Genomic DNA, 14,841 nt, shown 5'->3' on the forward strand with positions numbered 1-14,841 from the left:
GCGTAGAGGCCGAGGTGGTTGCCGTTGGTGAACATCTTCAGCAGGGCGATCCGGGCGTCCTCGAGCCTGCCCGCGCGGGTCAGGGCCTCGACGTACCAGAACGAGCAGATCGAGAACGTGCCCTCGGAGCCGTGGATCCCCGAGCCGTACTTGTCGAACGGGTAGACCGAGTCGATGATCTCGCCGTAGACGTCCAGCTGGAGCTGGTCGGACCGGTGTAGGTGGACTGCGCGAGCCACCGCCGCCAGAACGCCATGGTGGCGTCGAGCAGCCCCGCGCCGTCCTCCGGGGTCAGGTCGTCCGCGCCGGTGTCGGTGGTTTCCAGGACGAAGGTGACCGACTCGCCGTCGGAGACGGTGAACTCCGCCGAGGCGGTGCCGTCGGCCACGGTGAGGTCCACGGTGGCGTCCAGCTCACAGCCGTCGACGAACCGCACCCCGCCCGCGACCACCTCCACCGTGGGCACGACCCGGCCGTAGTCCGACCGCGGCGCGACCTCCACCCGCATCTCGACGGTCCCGCGCACGTTCAGCACGCGGCGCACGATCCGCTGCCGGTGGCGGGCCGCCTCGCACGGCGACGGGGAGGGTCACCGAAGGCGCCAGCCGCGGTCCCCGGGCAGGTCCAGCGCGGCCTGCGGACCCCACGAGCCCTGGGCGTAGGACTGCACCTGCGGCGGGTCCGCGAGCACCGGGTCGCACAGCGCCCACAGCCGCTCGACCTCCTCGGTGGAGGTGAACAGGGTGTGGTCGCCGCGCATGGCGTCGAGCAGGAGGCGCTCGTAGGCCTCGACGGCGGTGTCGTCCGGGAAGGCCTGCTCCAGCTCGAGGCTCAGCCGGGCGTGCGCGATGTCCAGGGCGGGCCCGGGCTTCTTGGCGCGCAGGTCGACGTAGACCTTCGCGTCGTCGGTCAGCTCCAGGACCAGCTCGTTCGGCTCCCCGTCCGCGGTGCAGGGGAAGACCTCCAGCGGCGGCTCGCGGAAGCCGATCGTGATGGTCCGGCGGCCCTCGGCCAGGGCCTTGCCGGTGCGCAGGTAGAAGGGCACGCCCTTCCATCGCCAGTTGTCGATGCGGGCCTCGAGGGCCACGAACGTCTCGACGCGGGAGTCGTCCGCGACGCCGTCCTCGTCCCGGTAGCCCTCGTACTGGCCGAAGACGACCTTGGCGGGGTCGAGGGCGCGGATCGCGCGGAAGGCCTTCGCCTTCTCCTCGTGCAGCCCCTTCGCGTCGATCACCGTCGGCGGCTCCAACGCGACGAACCCGAGCAGCTGGAACAGGTGCGTGGAGATCATGTCCCGGAAGGTGCCGGTGGACTCCATGAACGAGGCGCGGCCCTCGATGCCGATCGCCTCCGGGACGTCGATCTGCACGTACGCGACGTGGGCGGCGTTCCAGACCGGCTCGAACAGCCCGTTGGCGAAGCGCAGGACCAGGATGTTCTGCACGGCCTCCTTGCCGAGGAAGTGGTCGATCCGGAACAGCTGCTCGGGGGCGAAGACGTCCAGCAGCACCTCGTCGAGCTCCTTGGCCGAGGCCAGGTCGGTGCCGAAGGGCTTCTCCAGCACCAGGTGGGCCCGCTCGTGGAGACCTTCGCGCTCCAGCATCCGGACCATGCCGCCCGCGGCCGACGGCGGCACGGACAGGTAGACCAGCCTGGTCGCCTCGTCCCCCAGCTCCTTCTCCGCCACGGCGACGGCCTCGGCCAGGTCGGAGCCGTCGTCCGCACTCGACGCCACGAAGGTGATCCGGGAGGCGAACTCGTCCCAGTCGTCGCCCTCCTGGCGGACCAGCTCGCGCAGGTCCTCGTCCGGGGTGTGCCGCCCGGACCCGATGATCCGCACCTCCGGCAGCAACCCGTTGCGCCACAGGAAGAACAGCCCGGGGAAGAGCTTGCGCGCTTGGCGAGGTCGCCGGTGGCCCCGAACAGCAGGAGAACCTGGGGCGCGAGATCGGTCATGGTGAGGGGACTACCCCGGGGGTCGGTGACCTACGCTGGGACGTGTGAATGTCGAGGTCACCCCGCTGCCGGGGATCGGGGTCCGGAAGGACTTCGCCCTGCGCAACGGCAGGCGCATCGGGGTCGTCACCCACCGGGACGGGCAGCTCGAGCTGATCCTGTCCAAGTCGGACGATCCGGACGCCTGTCTGGCCGAGCTCCCGCTCACCCCCGACGAGGCCTCGGCGCTGGCCAACCTGCTCGGCGCACCGCAGCTGGTCGCGCAGCTCAACGAGGAGCACAAGGACCTGCCCGGCATCCACACCCGGCAGATCCCGGTGCGGGAGGAGAGCCCCTTCGACGGGCGCACGCTGGGCGACACCGCCCTGCGCACCCGGACCAGCGTGTCGGTCGTCGCGGTGATGCGAGCGGGCCAGGCGCACCCGTCCCCCACACCGGACTTCACCCTGACCGCCGGGGACCTGCTGGTCACCGTGGGCACGTCGGAGGGACTCGACAACGCCGTCAAGATCCTCACCCACGGCTGAGCCGTGGACCACACCGCGCTCGAGCTGATCGAGCTCGGCGCCGTCTTCTTCGGGCTGGGCCTGCTCGGCAGGCTGGCGGGGCGGATCGGACTCTCGCCCATCCCGCTGTACCTGGTCGGCGGGCTGTGCTTCGGCAACGGCGGGCTGATCCCGCTGGGGGACATCGGCGAGTTCACGTCGTTGGCCAGCGAGGTCGGCGTCGTCCTGCTGCTGTTGCTGCTCGGCCTGGAGTACTCGGCCAACGAGCTCATGACCGGCCTGCGCCGCTCCTGGATGGGCGGCGTCCTGGACATCGTGCTCAACGCCGCACCGGGCGTGGCCGTCGCGCTGATCCTCGGCTGGGGTCCCGTCGGGGCGATGGTGATGGGCGGCGTCACCTACATCAGCTCGTCCGGGATCGTGGCCAAGGTGCTGTCCGACCTGGGCAGGCTCGGCAACCGCGAGACTCCGGTCGTGCTGTCGATCCTCGTGTTCGAGGACCTCGTGATGGCCGTCTACCTGCCGATCCTCACCGCGCTGCTGATCGGGGTGACGTTCCTCGGCGGGCTCGAGGCCGTCGCGATCTCGCTCGTCGTGATCGCCGTGGTGCTGCTCGTGGCGCTGCGCTGGGGGCGGTACGTGTCCGCCGTCGTGGACAGCCCGGACCGCGAGGTGTTCCTGCTCAAGGTGCTGGGCGCCGCGCTGCTGGTGGCCGGCATCGCGTCGGCGCTGCAGGTGTCCGCGGCGGTCGGGGCGTTCCTGCTGGGCATCGCGATCTCCGGGTCGACGGCACACAACGCGACGCGGCTGCTGGAGCCGCTGCGGGACCTGTTCGCCGCGGTGTTCTTCGTCGTCTTCGGGCTGAACACCGACCCGAGCGCGATCCCGCCGGTGCTGGGCTGGGCGGTCGTGCTGGCCGTGACCACCTCGCTGACGAAGATCGGGACGGGGTGGTGGGCGGCTCGGCGGGCGGGCATCGGGAAGCTCGGCCGGGCCCGGGCGGGCGCGGCGCTGATCGCGCGCGGGGAGTTCTCGATCGTCATCGCGGGGCTGGCGGTGTCCTACACCGCCGTACCCGCCGAGCTCGCGGCGCTGGCCACGGCGTACGTGCTGCTCATGGCGATCCTGGGCCCGATCGCGGCGAAGTTCGTGGAGCCGGTGGCGAGAGCCCTGCAACGCAGGCCCGCCCACGCCTGAGCCGATGGCGCTCGGGGTCCCCAAGCGTCGCTGAGTGGCGCTTGGGGACCCCGAGCGTCGGGCTCACTGCTTCAGGGTCGCGTTGTAGAGCTCCCGCTTCGGCACACCGGCCGCGCTCGCCACCGCCGCGACCGCGTCCTTGAGCCGCTCGCCGTCCTCCACGCGCTCCTGGACCGCCCCCACCAGCGACTCGACGGTCGGAGCCTCGGTCGGGGCCGCCCCGGCCAGCACCACGGTGATCTCGCCCCGCACGCCCTGCGCCGCCCACTCCGCCAGCGCGCCCAGCCCGCCGCGCCTGACCTCCTCGTAGGTCTTGGTCAGCTCCCGGCACACCGCCGCGGCCCGGTCGGGGCCCAGCACCTCGGCGGCCAGCGCCAGGGTGTCCGCGATCCGGTGTGGCGACTCGAAGAACACCACCGCCCGCGGCTCGTGCTCCAGCTGCGCCAGCCAGCGCCGCCGGTCGCCGTCCTTGCGCGGGGCGAAGCCCTCGAAGCAGAACCGGTCGCACGGCAGGCCGGACAGCACCAGCGCGGTGGTCACCGCCGACGGTCCTGGCAGGCAGGTGACCTTCAGGTCCTCCGCCGCGGCGGCCGCGACGAGCCGGTAGCCGGGGTCCGACACCGCGGGCATGCCGGCGTCCGAGACCACCAGGACCGTGCGGCCCGCTCGGAGGTCGTCGAGCAGCCGGGGCATCCGGGCCTCCTCGACGGCGTCGTAGTGGCTGATCACGACGCCCGTGTAGGTGACCTCGAGGGCGGCCGCGAGCGTCTTGAAGCGCCGGGTGTCCTCGGCGGCGATGACGTCCGCGGTGGCGATGGCCTCTCGCAGCCGCGCCGAGGCGTCCCGGGGATCGCCCAGCGGGGTGGCGGCGAGAACGAGCATGTGTGGGAGCGTAGGCGGCGTGGAACCGACCGTGCGGCGTGACCGGGTCGTGGAGCCGGACGAGCGCGCGGTCGCCGGGACCACCGTCGTCGGGACCCCGCCACCGCTGCGGGCTCCGGAGCCCGATCCCGCGGTCCGGCTCGGCCCGCCGATGCCCACGGACACCGCCCGCGGCTGGATCGTGGCGCTGTCGCTCGCCCTGCTCGGCGGGGTGCTGCGGTTCACCGGCCTCGGCTACCCGACGGACGCGGGCACACCCGTCTTCGACGAGAAGCACTACGTCCCGCAGGCCTGGCAGATGCTGCGCAACGGGGGCGTCGAGGACAACCCGGGCTACGAGCTCGTCGCGCACCCGCCGCTGGGCAAGCAGCTGATCGCGATCGGCGAGTGGGTCTTCGGCTACGACCCCCTCGGCTGGCGGGCCGCCGCGGCGCTGTGCGGCACGCTGATGATCGTGATGATCGTCCGGGTGGGGCGGAGGCTGACCCGGTCCACGCTGCTCGGCGGCATCGCGGGCGTCCTGCTCGTCTGCGACGGCGTCAGCCACGTACAGGCCCGCGTCGGCATGCTGGACGTCTTCCAGGCCTTCTTCGTCCTCGCCGCGTTCTGCACGCTCGTCCGGGACCGGGACGACGCCCGGGACCGCCTGGGCGCGCTGCTCGACCGGGTCGGCGACACCCCCTTCGGCCCCGCGTTGGGGGTCCGCTGGTGGCGGATCGCGACCGGCGTCCTGCTGGGGATGGGCTGCGGCGTCAAGTGGTCCGGCGTGTACTGGATCGTCTTCTTCGGGGTGCTCGCCGTCCTGTGGGACGTCTCCGCCCGCCGGTCCGCGGGCGTCGTGCGGCCCTGGGTGGGGGCGATCCGCCGGGACCTCGCGCCCGCGGTCGGGATCCTCGCCGTGCTGCCCGTGCTCGTCTACCTGGCCTGCTGGTGGGCCTGGTTCGGCAGCGAGGTGGGGATCGACCGGCACGTCGTCGGGCGGGAGGTCGGGACGGGCGGGACGTGGTCCTTCGTGCCGGACGCCCTGCGCTCGCTCTGGTACTACTCCGGCCACGTCCTGGACTTCCACGAGAGCCTCGACACCCCCGCGGGCCATCCCCACCCGTGGGAGTCGAAACCCTGGACCTGGCCGATGGGCCTGCGTCCGATGCTCTACTTCTACGAGTCGGACATCCCGTGCACGGACGGGACCTGCACCAGCGCGGTCATGCTCGTCGGCACGCCCGCACTGTGGTGGCCCGCGATCCCGGTGCTCGGCTGGGCGCTCTGGCGCGCGGTCACCCGCGTGGACTGGCGCTACATCGCGGTGCTGGTCGGCTACGGCGCCGGGTTCCTGCCGTGGTTCGTCAACCTCGACCGGCAGATGTACTTCTTCTACATGACGCCGGTGGCCCCGTTCCTGGTGCTGGCCACGGTCCTGGTCATGGGGGACGTCCTGGGCCGCGCGCAGCGCGCCGGCTCCGAACGGCGGCAGACCGGCCTGCTCGTCGTCGGGCTGTGGGTGGGTGCGGTGGTGGCGAACTTCGCCTGGCTCTGGCCGATCCTCGTCGGGCTGCCGATCACCCCCGGACACTGGCAGGCCGAGCTCTGGCTGCCGTCCTGGAGGTGAGCGGTCAGGCGCTCATGGCGACGCCGGCGCCCAGGGCCAGGATGACGCCGACCAGCTGGGCCGGGCTGAGCCGCTCGCGGAGCACCAGGCGGGCGAGCAGGACCACCGCGACGGGGTAGAGCGCCACGATCACCGAGGTCACGCCGAGCTCACCGGCACGTGTCGCCAGCAGGAAGAGCACGTTCGCCGCCGAGTCCAGGCCCCCGCTGGCCAGCATCAGCCAGGGGCTGCCCCGCCTGCCGGGGCGGCGCACGGCGAGCGTGAGCAGCAGCAGGGTGACCGTCGTGACGCGGCCGACGACCAGCGGCCACAGCCCGGAGTCGGCCGGGGTGGCGTCGAGGACCACGAAGAACAGGCCGAACCCGGCGCCCGAGGCCAGCCCCAGCACGATCCCGCTCAGCGCCGCGGGCTCGCGCCGGGAGCCCATGGTGGCCAGCACGATCGCCACCAGCGCGAGCACCATCCCGCCCACCGTCAACGGGCCCGGACGCTCCCCGCGCACGATCCCGACCAGCAGCGGCAACCCGGCGGCGACGACCGCCGAGAGCGGCGCCACCGTGCCCATCGGCCCGACCGCGAGCCCGCGGAAGTAGAGCAGCAGACCCGAGACGCCACACATCCCGGCAAGCATGCCGAGCAGGGCGGCGGAACCACTGAACGCCCCACCGACCAGCCACAATCCCGGTACCAGGACGAGCAGCCCGGCGGACTGGGCCACGGCCGTCACGATCAGCACGGAGGAGCGGCGGGCGGCCAGGCCGCCCGCGAAGTCGGCCAGTCCGTAGCTGACGGCGGAGAGCAGGGCCGAGGGCACGGGCGGGATCACGGCAGTACAACAGACTGGACGAACGAGAACACGACGATGAACTGTACGGAGGGTTCACCAGACTGTCCACCCGGATACGACAGAATGGACCGCGTGCAGTCCCCCGACGACGTCGCCGCCGCGATCGGCCGCAACGTCCGCGCCCTGCGCCAGCAGCGCCGGATGACGATCGACGCGCTCGCGGCCGCGTCCGGGGTCAGCCGCGGCACGGTGATCCAGATCGAGACCGCGCGGGGCAACCCCAGCATCAGCACGTTGGTGCACCTCGCCGAGGCGCTGCGGGTGGGCGTGACCTCGCTGGTCGACGGCGACGCCGCCCCCCGCGTCGTCATCCGGCGGGCCGAGCAGGCGGTGCCGCTGTGGAGCAGTGCCGAGGGCAGCACCGCGGTCTTCCGGATCGGGACGGACCCGCCGGACGTCGTCGAGCTGTGGGACTGGACCCTGCAGCCCGGGGACTCCTTCGAGGGTGAGGCGCACGCGGTCGGCACCCGCGAGGTGCTGTCGGTCCTGCGCGGCAAGCTGGGACTGCGGGTCGGCGCGACGACCCACGAGCTGGCCGAGGGCGACACGGTCCTGTTCGAGGCCCACACCCCGCACCGCTACAGCGGGGTGGGCGCCAGTCCTGTCCGCTTCACGATGGTCGTGTTGCAGCCGGGCGACTCCGGCCTGGTCCCGCCGTCGGCGATCGCGCCCGCCGAACCGGAGTGAGCCGAGGACCTGCCGAGCCGGAGCGGACAGCCCGGTCGTGCGGCGCGGACCACGCGGCGCTCCGGGCTCGGGCTGCCGGCCTGCGCGTGGGATCGGGGCGGGTGACGAGAGAGCCGACCACCCCCACCACGAGGGCTCCGACCAGCGCACCGACCAGCGCCCGACGACGGGGGCCTGCACGGACAGCACGTCCACCACCAGGTCGCGGCGCGGCAGCCGCGGTCCGATCAGGCGTTGCCCATGGCGCTCGTGCTCCAACACGAGCGCTCGGCGGCGTCCCGCACGGACACCCCGCGCCCCCTCAGCTCGCGGGCGAAGTCCGCACAGAACCGCTGCGGCGTGTCCCGCCGTGTCCATGGCCACGGCCGCGGACGGCGGACTCAGCAGCCGTCGAGCCGCAGGGGGTGGTGTACCGGGTCGACGTCCAGGGTCACCGGGGTCACAGTGGACCGGTAGCCACAACCGGCACTCGAGACCACCTCCACGGTCCGCCCGTCGGCGAACCGGGCCTCGGCGGGCTCCGCCCCCTCACCGAGCCCCACCCAGACCGGCGAGTCCTGGGTGAGCAGGCCGGAACCGGCCCGCAGGCGCACGGAGTAGGCGGGCCCGTCCGTCGCGAGGGTCTCCACCTCCACGACTGCCAGGCGGAGCCGCGAGCCCTCCGGCCCGGGCACCTCGCGGAGGACCTCGAGCCCGGGGGAGATGGCGATCGAGGCCCACGCCAGGGCCGCCCACCCCAGCGTGACCAGCGCCCCGACGGCGGCGACCAGTACCTTGGCGAGCGGGCGACGGACGGTCAGCCCCACCCAGAGCATCACGAGCACGATCGCCAGCCCCACCGAGATCCCGGCGATCCAGGGCGCGACCAGCAGGTGGAAGGGGTCCAGCACCGCGAACACGGCCACCGCCACGACGACGAGCGCCGCCATCCCGAGCCCCAGCCGCATCCGACCCCCACCTCTCGGCGCCAGGCTACGGGCCGCCGCGGCACCGGGCGGGCCACGGGTGCCGAGGACCCGCAGCGTCACGAGCGTGACGAAGAACCCTTCGCTCGGGGAACTGAGTAGAGCACCGGTGGGGGTGGAGCCAGGCCACATCACGCCCACCCGGCATGGCGGCCGCCGAGCGTCGGAATTCCCCCCAACACGACGGCACCCCGGCCGCGGGGACGGTCGGGGTGCGGGATCGAACGCTGTGGTGGAGCTGAGGGGAATCGAACCCCTGACCTTCTCGATGCGAACTACCGGCCAGGGGGTCGACGAGGGCCGATCACGACCCTGACCAGCCGGTGACGTTCGGCTCCGGTCGGACACGGACGGCACGGTTGCTGTACTTCGCTGCTGTACAGCAGCGCTCCCCCGCCCGCTGAGTGCCATCCCGTCGACCTGCTGCAAGCCGACCGTGCGGACGTCCGTGGGCGGCCCTCGACGCCACCGCCGGCCGACCTACGCCCGCTCCGCCCACGGGCGTCCGTGCGGTAGCCCTCCGGGAGGTCGGCGGGATGGCACGGGCCGCCATCCTGTTGATCTGCCGCCCGGCGAGGGCCCGTGTCGGCGGACGGATACCCGACAGGCCCAACCTCCCCCGCGGACCTCGGACGAGCCTGACATCATGGAGTCGTGGCTCAGGATTTCGGTGATGCCCCCCGCCCATGGATCTTGGCGATCGGTTTTGCATCTGATGACGAACTAGTAACAGCCCTTACGAAGAAGCACCAGAAAGTAACGGCAATTTCGGCCGACAGCGATCCGAGCGTACAGGTCCGCGAGTCGGACTACGATATCGCCATTGTTAATGGCCACACCTACCGTGACCCAGCCCCACACCTCCATGTCATACAGTTCGGCGGAGGCGGCGAGAAGCGTCATTCGGGCCCCGAGAATGGCCAACGCAGATACGTTGCGGATGGCAATGGTTGGGCTGGGCGATTAACCGGGCCGGACAGCGAGGCTCCGCCGGAGGTCGACAGCCTGGCCCGAGACTCACTAGCGAGTCACCTCCTCTCAGAGTCCCCCCGGACGTTGATCCGGAAACATCTTAGCCAAGGAACCGCGCAAGTTTGTGATGCAATCGCCTTCGTCCGAGAGTCCGCTGGCGAGCCGTGTGCAGGTTTCTGGCTGCGCCACTGCCCAGCCAGCGACACCTCGCCTGAGTGGTGGTGGCTGCCTGAAGATGCCCCACAAAAAGAAGAGTGGATTCGCGCGGCGTTCTCATCTTGGAGCAGAAAGAGGCCAGCGCTATTTGATGGCATCACGCTGTCCTGGCTTGAAGACGCCGAATGGATGACCACCGACGAGCTGAGCGCCCGGCGTGCGATTAATGAAGCCGAGCGAGAGCTAGCTGAACTCATTGCACAGAAACAGAAAGATCTTGAGCAGCTCCGTCTCGACCGCGAGGCCGCAGAGGAACGAGCGAGTCAAGGTGATCGGCGTCTTTTGACCGCCCAGAGTAACGAGCTTAAAGACGCAGTCGCCGATGCATTGGCATCGATCGGACTCAGAGTGAAAGACTCAGACGTACTCCGAGAAGCGGAGGATCTGCCACTCCTAGAAGACCTTCAGGTTTCGACTGGCCCCGATTGGACTGCCATAGTCGAGGTTAAAGGGTATTCGAAGAGTTCTGGCAAGACCGCCGATTTCCAAAAGATCGCTCGCGCGGCGACCCAGTTCGAAAGAAGCGCAGGCCGAGCGCCAGATGCTCGATGGTACGTTATCAATCAGTCCTTCTCGAAAGCGCCACCCGATCGCCCGCAGGTGCTGGCAGGCGCGCAGATGGACTTGGACGAATTCGTGAAGGACTGCGGCCTCGTCCTAGACACGCGCGACCTCTTTCGACTTCTCCAAGCAGTAAAGAGCGAGGCCATAAATATCGAGGAGGCGCAGCGAATGTTGATCGGTTCCGTTGGAAGGTTTTCGTACCCCCATGGCACCGATGAGCGCCAGAAGAGAGACGCTTAATCGCTCGGTAACTCAGCAGACAATTCACGAAGCTAAGGTCAGCCTTAGCCAGTCAGGCGGACCCGACCTTAAGCGAACGTCTCTACGACGCCCTCACATTCACCGAGGCAACGACCGCAGAGAACCGGGTCGCCTGCAGAGAAGGAGTCGCCCAGCGCCTCCTTGATGTCACGCAGAGGGACGCCAACGCGACTAATCCTTGCATCCGGAAAATTCGGCCGAGCAACTAGAGATACTTCGATTATCTCAGCTTCCTTAATGATCTTTATGCACCTCTCCGCTCCATACTCATGACCAGTAATGTGATCACAATCTTCCGGATCCTGGTGACAGATGGAACACTCTGAATCTAGAATGATCATCCCCGGACTCAGTCCAACCCTGTTGTGCGCTAACGCGACCGGGCACGACTGATGGTAGCCATCATCGTCGTAGTCGAAATGACAGCCGTCCGGGAACTGCTCGCGCGCGAGTTGACCGCACGCGTCAAGCACTTGATGCGCGCTATCAAAAAGCGGAGTATCTTCGAGGTGATCCATCGCGGACCTGGCTGTGGCCATATTCGAGCGAAGCTTCCGTTGAGCCTCCTCGGTCGGCCCCTCAATTGAGAGGATGGTCTGGATCTGATTTTTCGTCCTCTGAGCGAGCCTCAACAGCTCGGCTCCTTGTGCGCTCAATCTGCTTTCCCTCGAACTCCGACAGCGCCCCTATCACATCCGGTCCGCGTCCATCAATCTTGATAGCTTGAACCTGACCGTCACTGTCAACGATTCGGTACTCGACATGCAAGATCGTCTGGTCGATTTTCCGACGGTCGAGGTAGCGCTGAATCATATTCGTAATTAGGCCAGCCGACATCCCAACGAGTAGGTCGACACCTACCTGAATAACAGGGATCCATAAGTCCGCCGCGTTATGCGCAAGATATGTCCGACTGCTGCGGTCGGCATCCTCGTATTCCACTTCCAGGCCGGCAGCCCGCACAATCTTCGCGAAATCAACGGCCGTATCGGGGTACGGGTTAATGTCACGGTCCATCGCCGGCATCGCGAGTCCGGGGACACCCCGCATGATCATCACTGTTCGCGAAGACTGCACACTGATCACGTCGCGCGTGACACCCACCCTGTTACGAGGGCTGGCGACACACGGGTTGGGTGCGGACCGGCCGGAGGCCGCAGCCGCAACCCAAGCGGCGGCGGAGCCGCCGCCTTGAAGAGGAAGAGAAAGTCTGAACCCCGCGGCCGCAGGCGGCGTGAAATCGGAGGTCAGCGCGGCGGCTAGCCTCGGCTGGCGGTGTCACGAGTCTCAGGAGATGGGTGACATGACAGGCGTCCAGGCCAGGATCGTCTTGTCGTCGTGGCGCTTGGACCGGGGCAGCTCGACGCCCTCGGGGTCGGCGTGGGTCTCCCAATCCTGCGCAGCTTCGATGAATGCGACGAGCTGCTCGTCGTCTTTGGCGGCGATCTCGGACCAGGGCAGGCCGAGACGGTCCACATGCTTCTGCGCGCCGTCGGAGGCGAGGACCACCCAGGCGACGGCGTCTCGGGGGAACGCTCGGATCACTGACTCGTCGGCAGCCGCGGGGTCCGCTTCGGCGATCCAGTACCCGCCGCGTCGGTTGCGCCGGGGAGTTTCACTGCGTTGCAGCTCGCGGAGGCGTACGCGGTGTTCTTGCCCGAACCCGCTCCCCCGGCGCAGCTCGTCCCGATAGTCCTGGCGCAGCTCGGTGGAGATGCACTGGAGGCGGTCATCGGTGATGCGGGTGGTGGTGCCGCCCGGGTGGCCGATGACAGCGGTGCTGTCGCCGAGTGCCGCGATCTCGACGTCCCGCTCCCCCACGCGCAGCATCAGCACCGTCGAGGACGGCGAGTGACCCGGGGACACGCCAAGAGTCGTGGCGGTCTCGGTGATCGCGTCCCTGAGGACATCGCGGAGGTCGCCGTCGTCGATGCGCCGGAGAAGGCAGGCGAGAAGCTGATCGACGTAGGCATCCGCTGCCGGGGCCTCGGGGCTGTACGAGCTGGCCCCGTCGAGGACGACCGCGGCGCGCTCGCTGGTCCCCCAACGGTCCTGTCCCGGCGGCGTTCCACCGGGGAGCGACGCAGCGCGGACGATCAAGCCCATGCGCGCGGCGGGACGATGACGTCGATGACCTTCGGGGTGAGGCTGTCGAACTCGGCGGAGACCGCCATGCTGAACGACTCGTCGGGATGGGCGGCGTAGAGGTCGGCGAGGTGCTCGGTGAGGTAGTGCGCGGCGCCGACCGAGCCGAGGGCGTGCACTCCGGCGACGTGGGTGATGACCTGTCCCTCGCGGACGTGCCGGGCCAGGTAGGCGACGTCGGCGCGGCGGGGCGTCTGGTCGTCCATGGAGGAGCCGAACCGCTCGCCCGTGGTCTTGTCCACGATGTACCAGCGCGCGCCGTCCGCGATCGTCATCCCCAGAACCGGGTCGGCGTTGAGCAGTGCGTTCCCGACATGCGCCGAGGCAGGCCCGCACACCACGATGGCGTCACGCGTGGGCTCCCACTCTTCGCGCGGATCGACGACGAGACGCTCGGCAGTGAAGGCGAGCTGTTCGACCTCGCCGAGTAGATACGCACCGACGGCGTCGTCCTCGGCGGCGATGACCATGTCCTCGCGCTCGAAGATCCGCCGCCCCACGAGCGCGACGTCGAGCGGCCCGACACCGAAGAACGCCCGATGAGCGGGCGGGGCACTGTTGCGGATCTGCGTGACCCGCCCCTTCGACAGGCCGAACGCCTTGGCGACCTCCGTGTAGCTGCCACCGAGCTGGTCACGCGCCTCCTCGATCGCCGCACGCCGCAGCCGGGCCAGCTCGACCGATCGCTGCTGATAGGTGGCCAGGAGCTCGGTCGCCTGTCGCCCACGGCGCACCGGGTCAGGCTCCCGGCGCAGGCGTTCGAACTCCTCATCCACGTTCGCAGTTTAGGCCCCTTGACAAGCTCCCGCGCCGACCGGCACTATCGGTTTAGCCCCCTCAACCAACGCCACGGCGGATGTTTAGGGGCCTACACACACCAGATGGACACGGAGGAACCATGCGAGACATCCCCGTCAACCTCGGCGGCTACAAGCTGACCGTCGTCGAGCCGCCCGCACCGAAGATGCGTGAGGACGCCAACGGCGCCCAGGTGCCCGTCACCGATCGGGACGGTGCCACCCAGTTCACGGTGTCGTTGTTCGCGAAGCTGCGGGTCAAGCCCGGCGAGCGGGCCCCGAAGGGAGAGGAGATCAAGGTGACCCTCGGGACCGACCCCGGCCCCGACTTCGGTGAAGACGTCCGGGTCGAGCTGCTCGACGCCCGGGTCAGCCCGTACCAGATCGAGACCGCCGGGCGGGTCAACGCCGGACTCGCCTGGCGCGCGATGGGCATCAAGCACGCCGGTCCCGCCCCCGCACCGCGCCCGTCCGGAGACAAGTGATGGCGCGCCCGGACTGGCTGCCCACCACCCACGTGGAGGTCGGCCTCCACGTCTACGAGACCACCCGCTACGCCACCCACTTCTACCCCGAGCAGGACCGCGCCACGGTCCGCATCGACGGCAAGGATGCGCACGTGACCGTGTTCGGCCACCACGGCGACCTCGTCCGCCTCCGCGACATCCTCACCGACGTCGTCACCCAGCTCGAAGCAGCCCGCAGCACGACCAGCACGACCGCGGCCTGACCGCCGCCCATCGGGCACGGGGCAGCCGACCCCCTTCTGATCGGCGAAACCGCAGCAATTCCGCAGTGGCTGCCCCCTGCCCGAAAACAGGCCCACCCACCAAGGAAGACCTCCCGATGAGCACCTGTCCCGATTGCACCGGCTCCGGCTCGTGCGACACCTGCCAGGGCTACGCCACCACCCCCGACACCCACCCCGGCGCCGCCGACGGCCGCGACTGCCCCGCCTGCACCGCGGGTGTGTGCCCGACCTGCCACGGCACCGGAACCCCCTGCACCGCAACCACTTCTCAGGAGCTGTCATGCCGATGACCACCACCCGCACCAGTCACGGCCGGGTGCGCCAGCCCGCCCACGGCGTCGGCCGCCTCGTGCGCCGCCTCGACCGCGAACGCCGCCGGTTCCTGCACGCCACCACCCCGGAGATCCCCACCGAGCAGGCCTGGCGCGCCGGAGTCGCCGAAGGTCTCCGCTTGGCCCAGCTCGCCATCCGCAAGGGAGTCTGACC

16 protein-coding genes are annotated in these 14,841 nt (G+C 69.8%); 8 read left to right on the forward strand and 8 right to left on the reverse strand.

What is annotated here, in order from left to right:
* Positions 1–79: 79 nt before the first annotated feature.
* Positions 80–535: a hypothetical protein gene (locus ABD993_RS35430; protein ID WP_345428528.1), complete on the reverse strand. Its 456-nt coding sequence runs from the start codon at positions 533–535 to the stop codon at positions 80–82.
* A gap of 54 nt (positions 536–589) precedes the next feature.
* On the reverse strand, positions 590–1,840 hold the full coding sequence (locus ABD993_RS35435) for a glucose-6-phosphate dehydrogenase (RefSeq protein ID WP_345428531.1): 1,251 nt from the start codon (positions 1,838–1,840) through the stop codon (positions 590–592).
* A gap of 160 nt (positions 1,841–2,000) precedes the next feature.
* On the opposite strand from ABD993_RS35435, the gene ABD993_RS35440 reads away from it, so the two are divergent.
* Positions 2,001–2,483 carry a cation:proton antiporter regulatory subunit gene (locus ABD993_RS35440; protein WP_345428533.1) on the forward strand — a complete coding sequence of 161 codons (483 nt, stop codon included), beginning with the start codon at positions 2,001–2,003 and terminating at the stop codon, positions 2,481–2,483.
* 3 nt (positions 2,484–2,486) lie between these two features.
* Positions 2,487–3,659 carry a cation:proton antiporter gene (locus ABD993_RS35445; protein WP_345428536.1) on the forward strand — a complete coding sequence of 391 codons (1,173 nt, stop codon included), beginning with the start codon at positions 2,487–2,489 and terminating at the stop codon, positions 3,657–3,659.
* 63 nt (positions 3,660–3,722) lie between these two features.
* Here the strand turns inward: ABD993_RS35445 and rsmI are convergent, their stop codons facing one another.
* Positions 3,723–4,541, reverse strand: coding sequence for a 16S rRNA (cytidine(1402)-2'-O)-methyltransferase (gene rsmI / locus ABD993_RS35450; RefSeq protein ID WP_345428538.1), 819 nt, complete (start codon positions 4,539–4,541; stop codon positions 3,723–3,725).
* A gap of 151 nt (positions 4,542–4,692) precedes the next feature.
* Here rsmI and ABD993_RS35455 point away from each other — a divergent pair, with 151 nt between their 5' ends.
* Positions 4,693–6,150, forward strand: a complete 1,458-nt coding sequence (locus tag ABD993_RS35455; RefSeq protein ID WP_345428638.1) for a dolichyl-phosphate-mannose--protein mannosyltransferase — start codon at positions 4,693–4,695, stop codon at positions 6,148–6,150.
* Positions 6,151–6,154: 4 nt separating this feature from the next.
* Here ABD993_RS35455 and ABD993_RS35460 read toward each other — a convergent pair whose 3' ends face one another.
* Positions 6,155–6,976: an EamA family transporter gene (locus ABD993_RS35460; RefSeq protein ID WP_345428540.1), complete on the reverse strand. Its 822-nt coding sequence runs from the start codon at positions 6,974–6,976 to the stop codon at positions 6,155–6,157.
* Between the two features lie 93 nt (positions 6,977–7,069).
* Here ABD993_RS35460 and ABD993_RS35465 point away from each other — a divergent pair, with 93 nt between their 5' ends.
* Complete coding sequence (locus ABD993_RS35465) at positions 7,070–7,684, forward strand: helix-turn-helix domain-containing protein (protein ID WP_345428543.1); 615 nt, start codon at positions 7,070–7,072, stop codon at positions 7,682–7,684.
* Between the two features lie 380 nt (positions 7,685–8,064).
* On the opposite strand, the gene ABD993_RS35470 is transcribed toward ABD993_RS35465, so the two are convergent.
* On the reverse strand, positions 8,065–8,631 hold the full coding sequence (locus ABD993_RS35470; RefSeq protein ID WP_345428545.1) for a hypothetical protein: 567 nt from the start codon (positions 8,629–8,631) through the stop codon (positions 8,065–8,067).
* Positions 8,632–9,303: 672 nt separating this feature from the next.
* Here ABD993_RS35470 and ABD993_RS35475 point away from each other — a divergent pair.
* Positions 9,304–10,641 (forward strand): hypothetical protein, encoded by a 1,338-nt coding sequence (locus tag ABD993_RS35475; RefSeq protein WP_345428548.1) that lies wholly within the window; start codon positions 9,304–9,306, stop codon positions 10,639–10,641.
* 600 nt (positions 10,642–11,241) lie between these two features.
* Here ABD993_RS35475 and ABD993_RS35480 read toward each other — a convergent pair.
* From ABD993_RS35480 to ABD993_RS35490, 3 genes are all read right to left on the reverse strand, one after another.
* Complete coding sequence (locus ABD993_RS35480) at positions 11,242–11,766, reverse strand: hypothetical protein (RefSeq protein WP_345428550.1); 525 nt, start codon at positions 11,764–11,766, stop codon at positions 11,242–11,244.
* Positions 11,767–11,949: 183 nt separating this feature from the next.
* Positions 11,950–12,768 (reverse strand): protein phosphatase 2C domain-containing protein, encoded by an 819-nt coding sequence (locus ABD993_RS35485; protein WP_345428553.1) that lies wholly within the window; start codon positions 12,766–12,768, stop codon positions 11,950–11,952.
* Positions 12,759–13,583, reverse strand: a complete 825-nt coding sequence (locus tag ABD993_RS35490) for a hypothetical protein (RefSeq protein WP_345428555.1) — start codon at positions 13,581–13,583, stop codon at positions 12,759–12,761. Before ABD993_RS35490 ends, ABD993_RS35485 begins: the two co-directional genes overlap by 10 nt.
* Before the next feature lie 122 nt (positions 13,584–13,705).
* Here ABD993_RS35490 and ABD993_RS35495 point away from each other — a divergent pair, with 122 nt between their 5' ends.
* The 3 genes from ABD993_RS35495 to ABD993_RS35505 all read left to right on the forward strand — a co-directional run bounded on the left by ABD993_RS35495 (position 13,706) and on the right by ABD993_RS35505 (position 14,839).
* Positions 13,706–14,089, forward strand: a complete 384-nt coding sequence (locus ABD993_RS35495; protein ID WP_345428557.1) for a hypothetical protein — start codon at positions 13,706–13,708, stop codon at positions 14,087–14,089.
* Positions 14,089–14,334 (forward strand): hypothetical protein, encoded by a 246-nt coding sequence (locus tag ABD993_RS35500; protein ID WP_345428559.1) that lies wholly within the window; start codon positions 14,089–14,091, stop codon positions 14,332–14,334. Before ABD993_RS35495 ends, ABD993_RS35500 begins: the two co-directional genes overlap by 1 nt.
* A 301-nt stretch (positions 14,335–14,635) precedes the next feature.
* On the forward strand, positions 14,636–14,839 hold the full coding sequence (locus ABD993_RS35505; protein ID WP_345428561.1) for a hypothetical protein: 204 nt from the start codon (positions 14,636–14,638) through the stop codon (positions 14,837–14,839).
* Positions 14,840–14,841: the final 2 nt, after the last annotated feature.

Origin of the sequence: Pseudonocardia xishanensis (genome assembly GCF_039541715.1) — a bacterium.
GTDB lineage: Bacteria > Actinomycetota > Actinomycetes > Mycobacteriales > Pseudonocardiaceae > Pseudonocardia > Pseudonocardia xishanensis.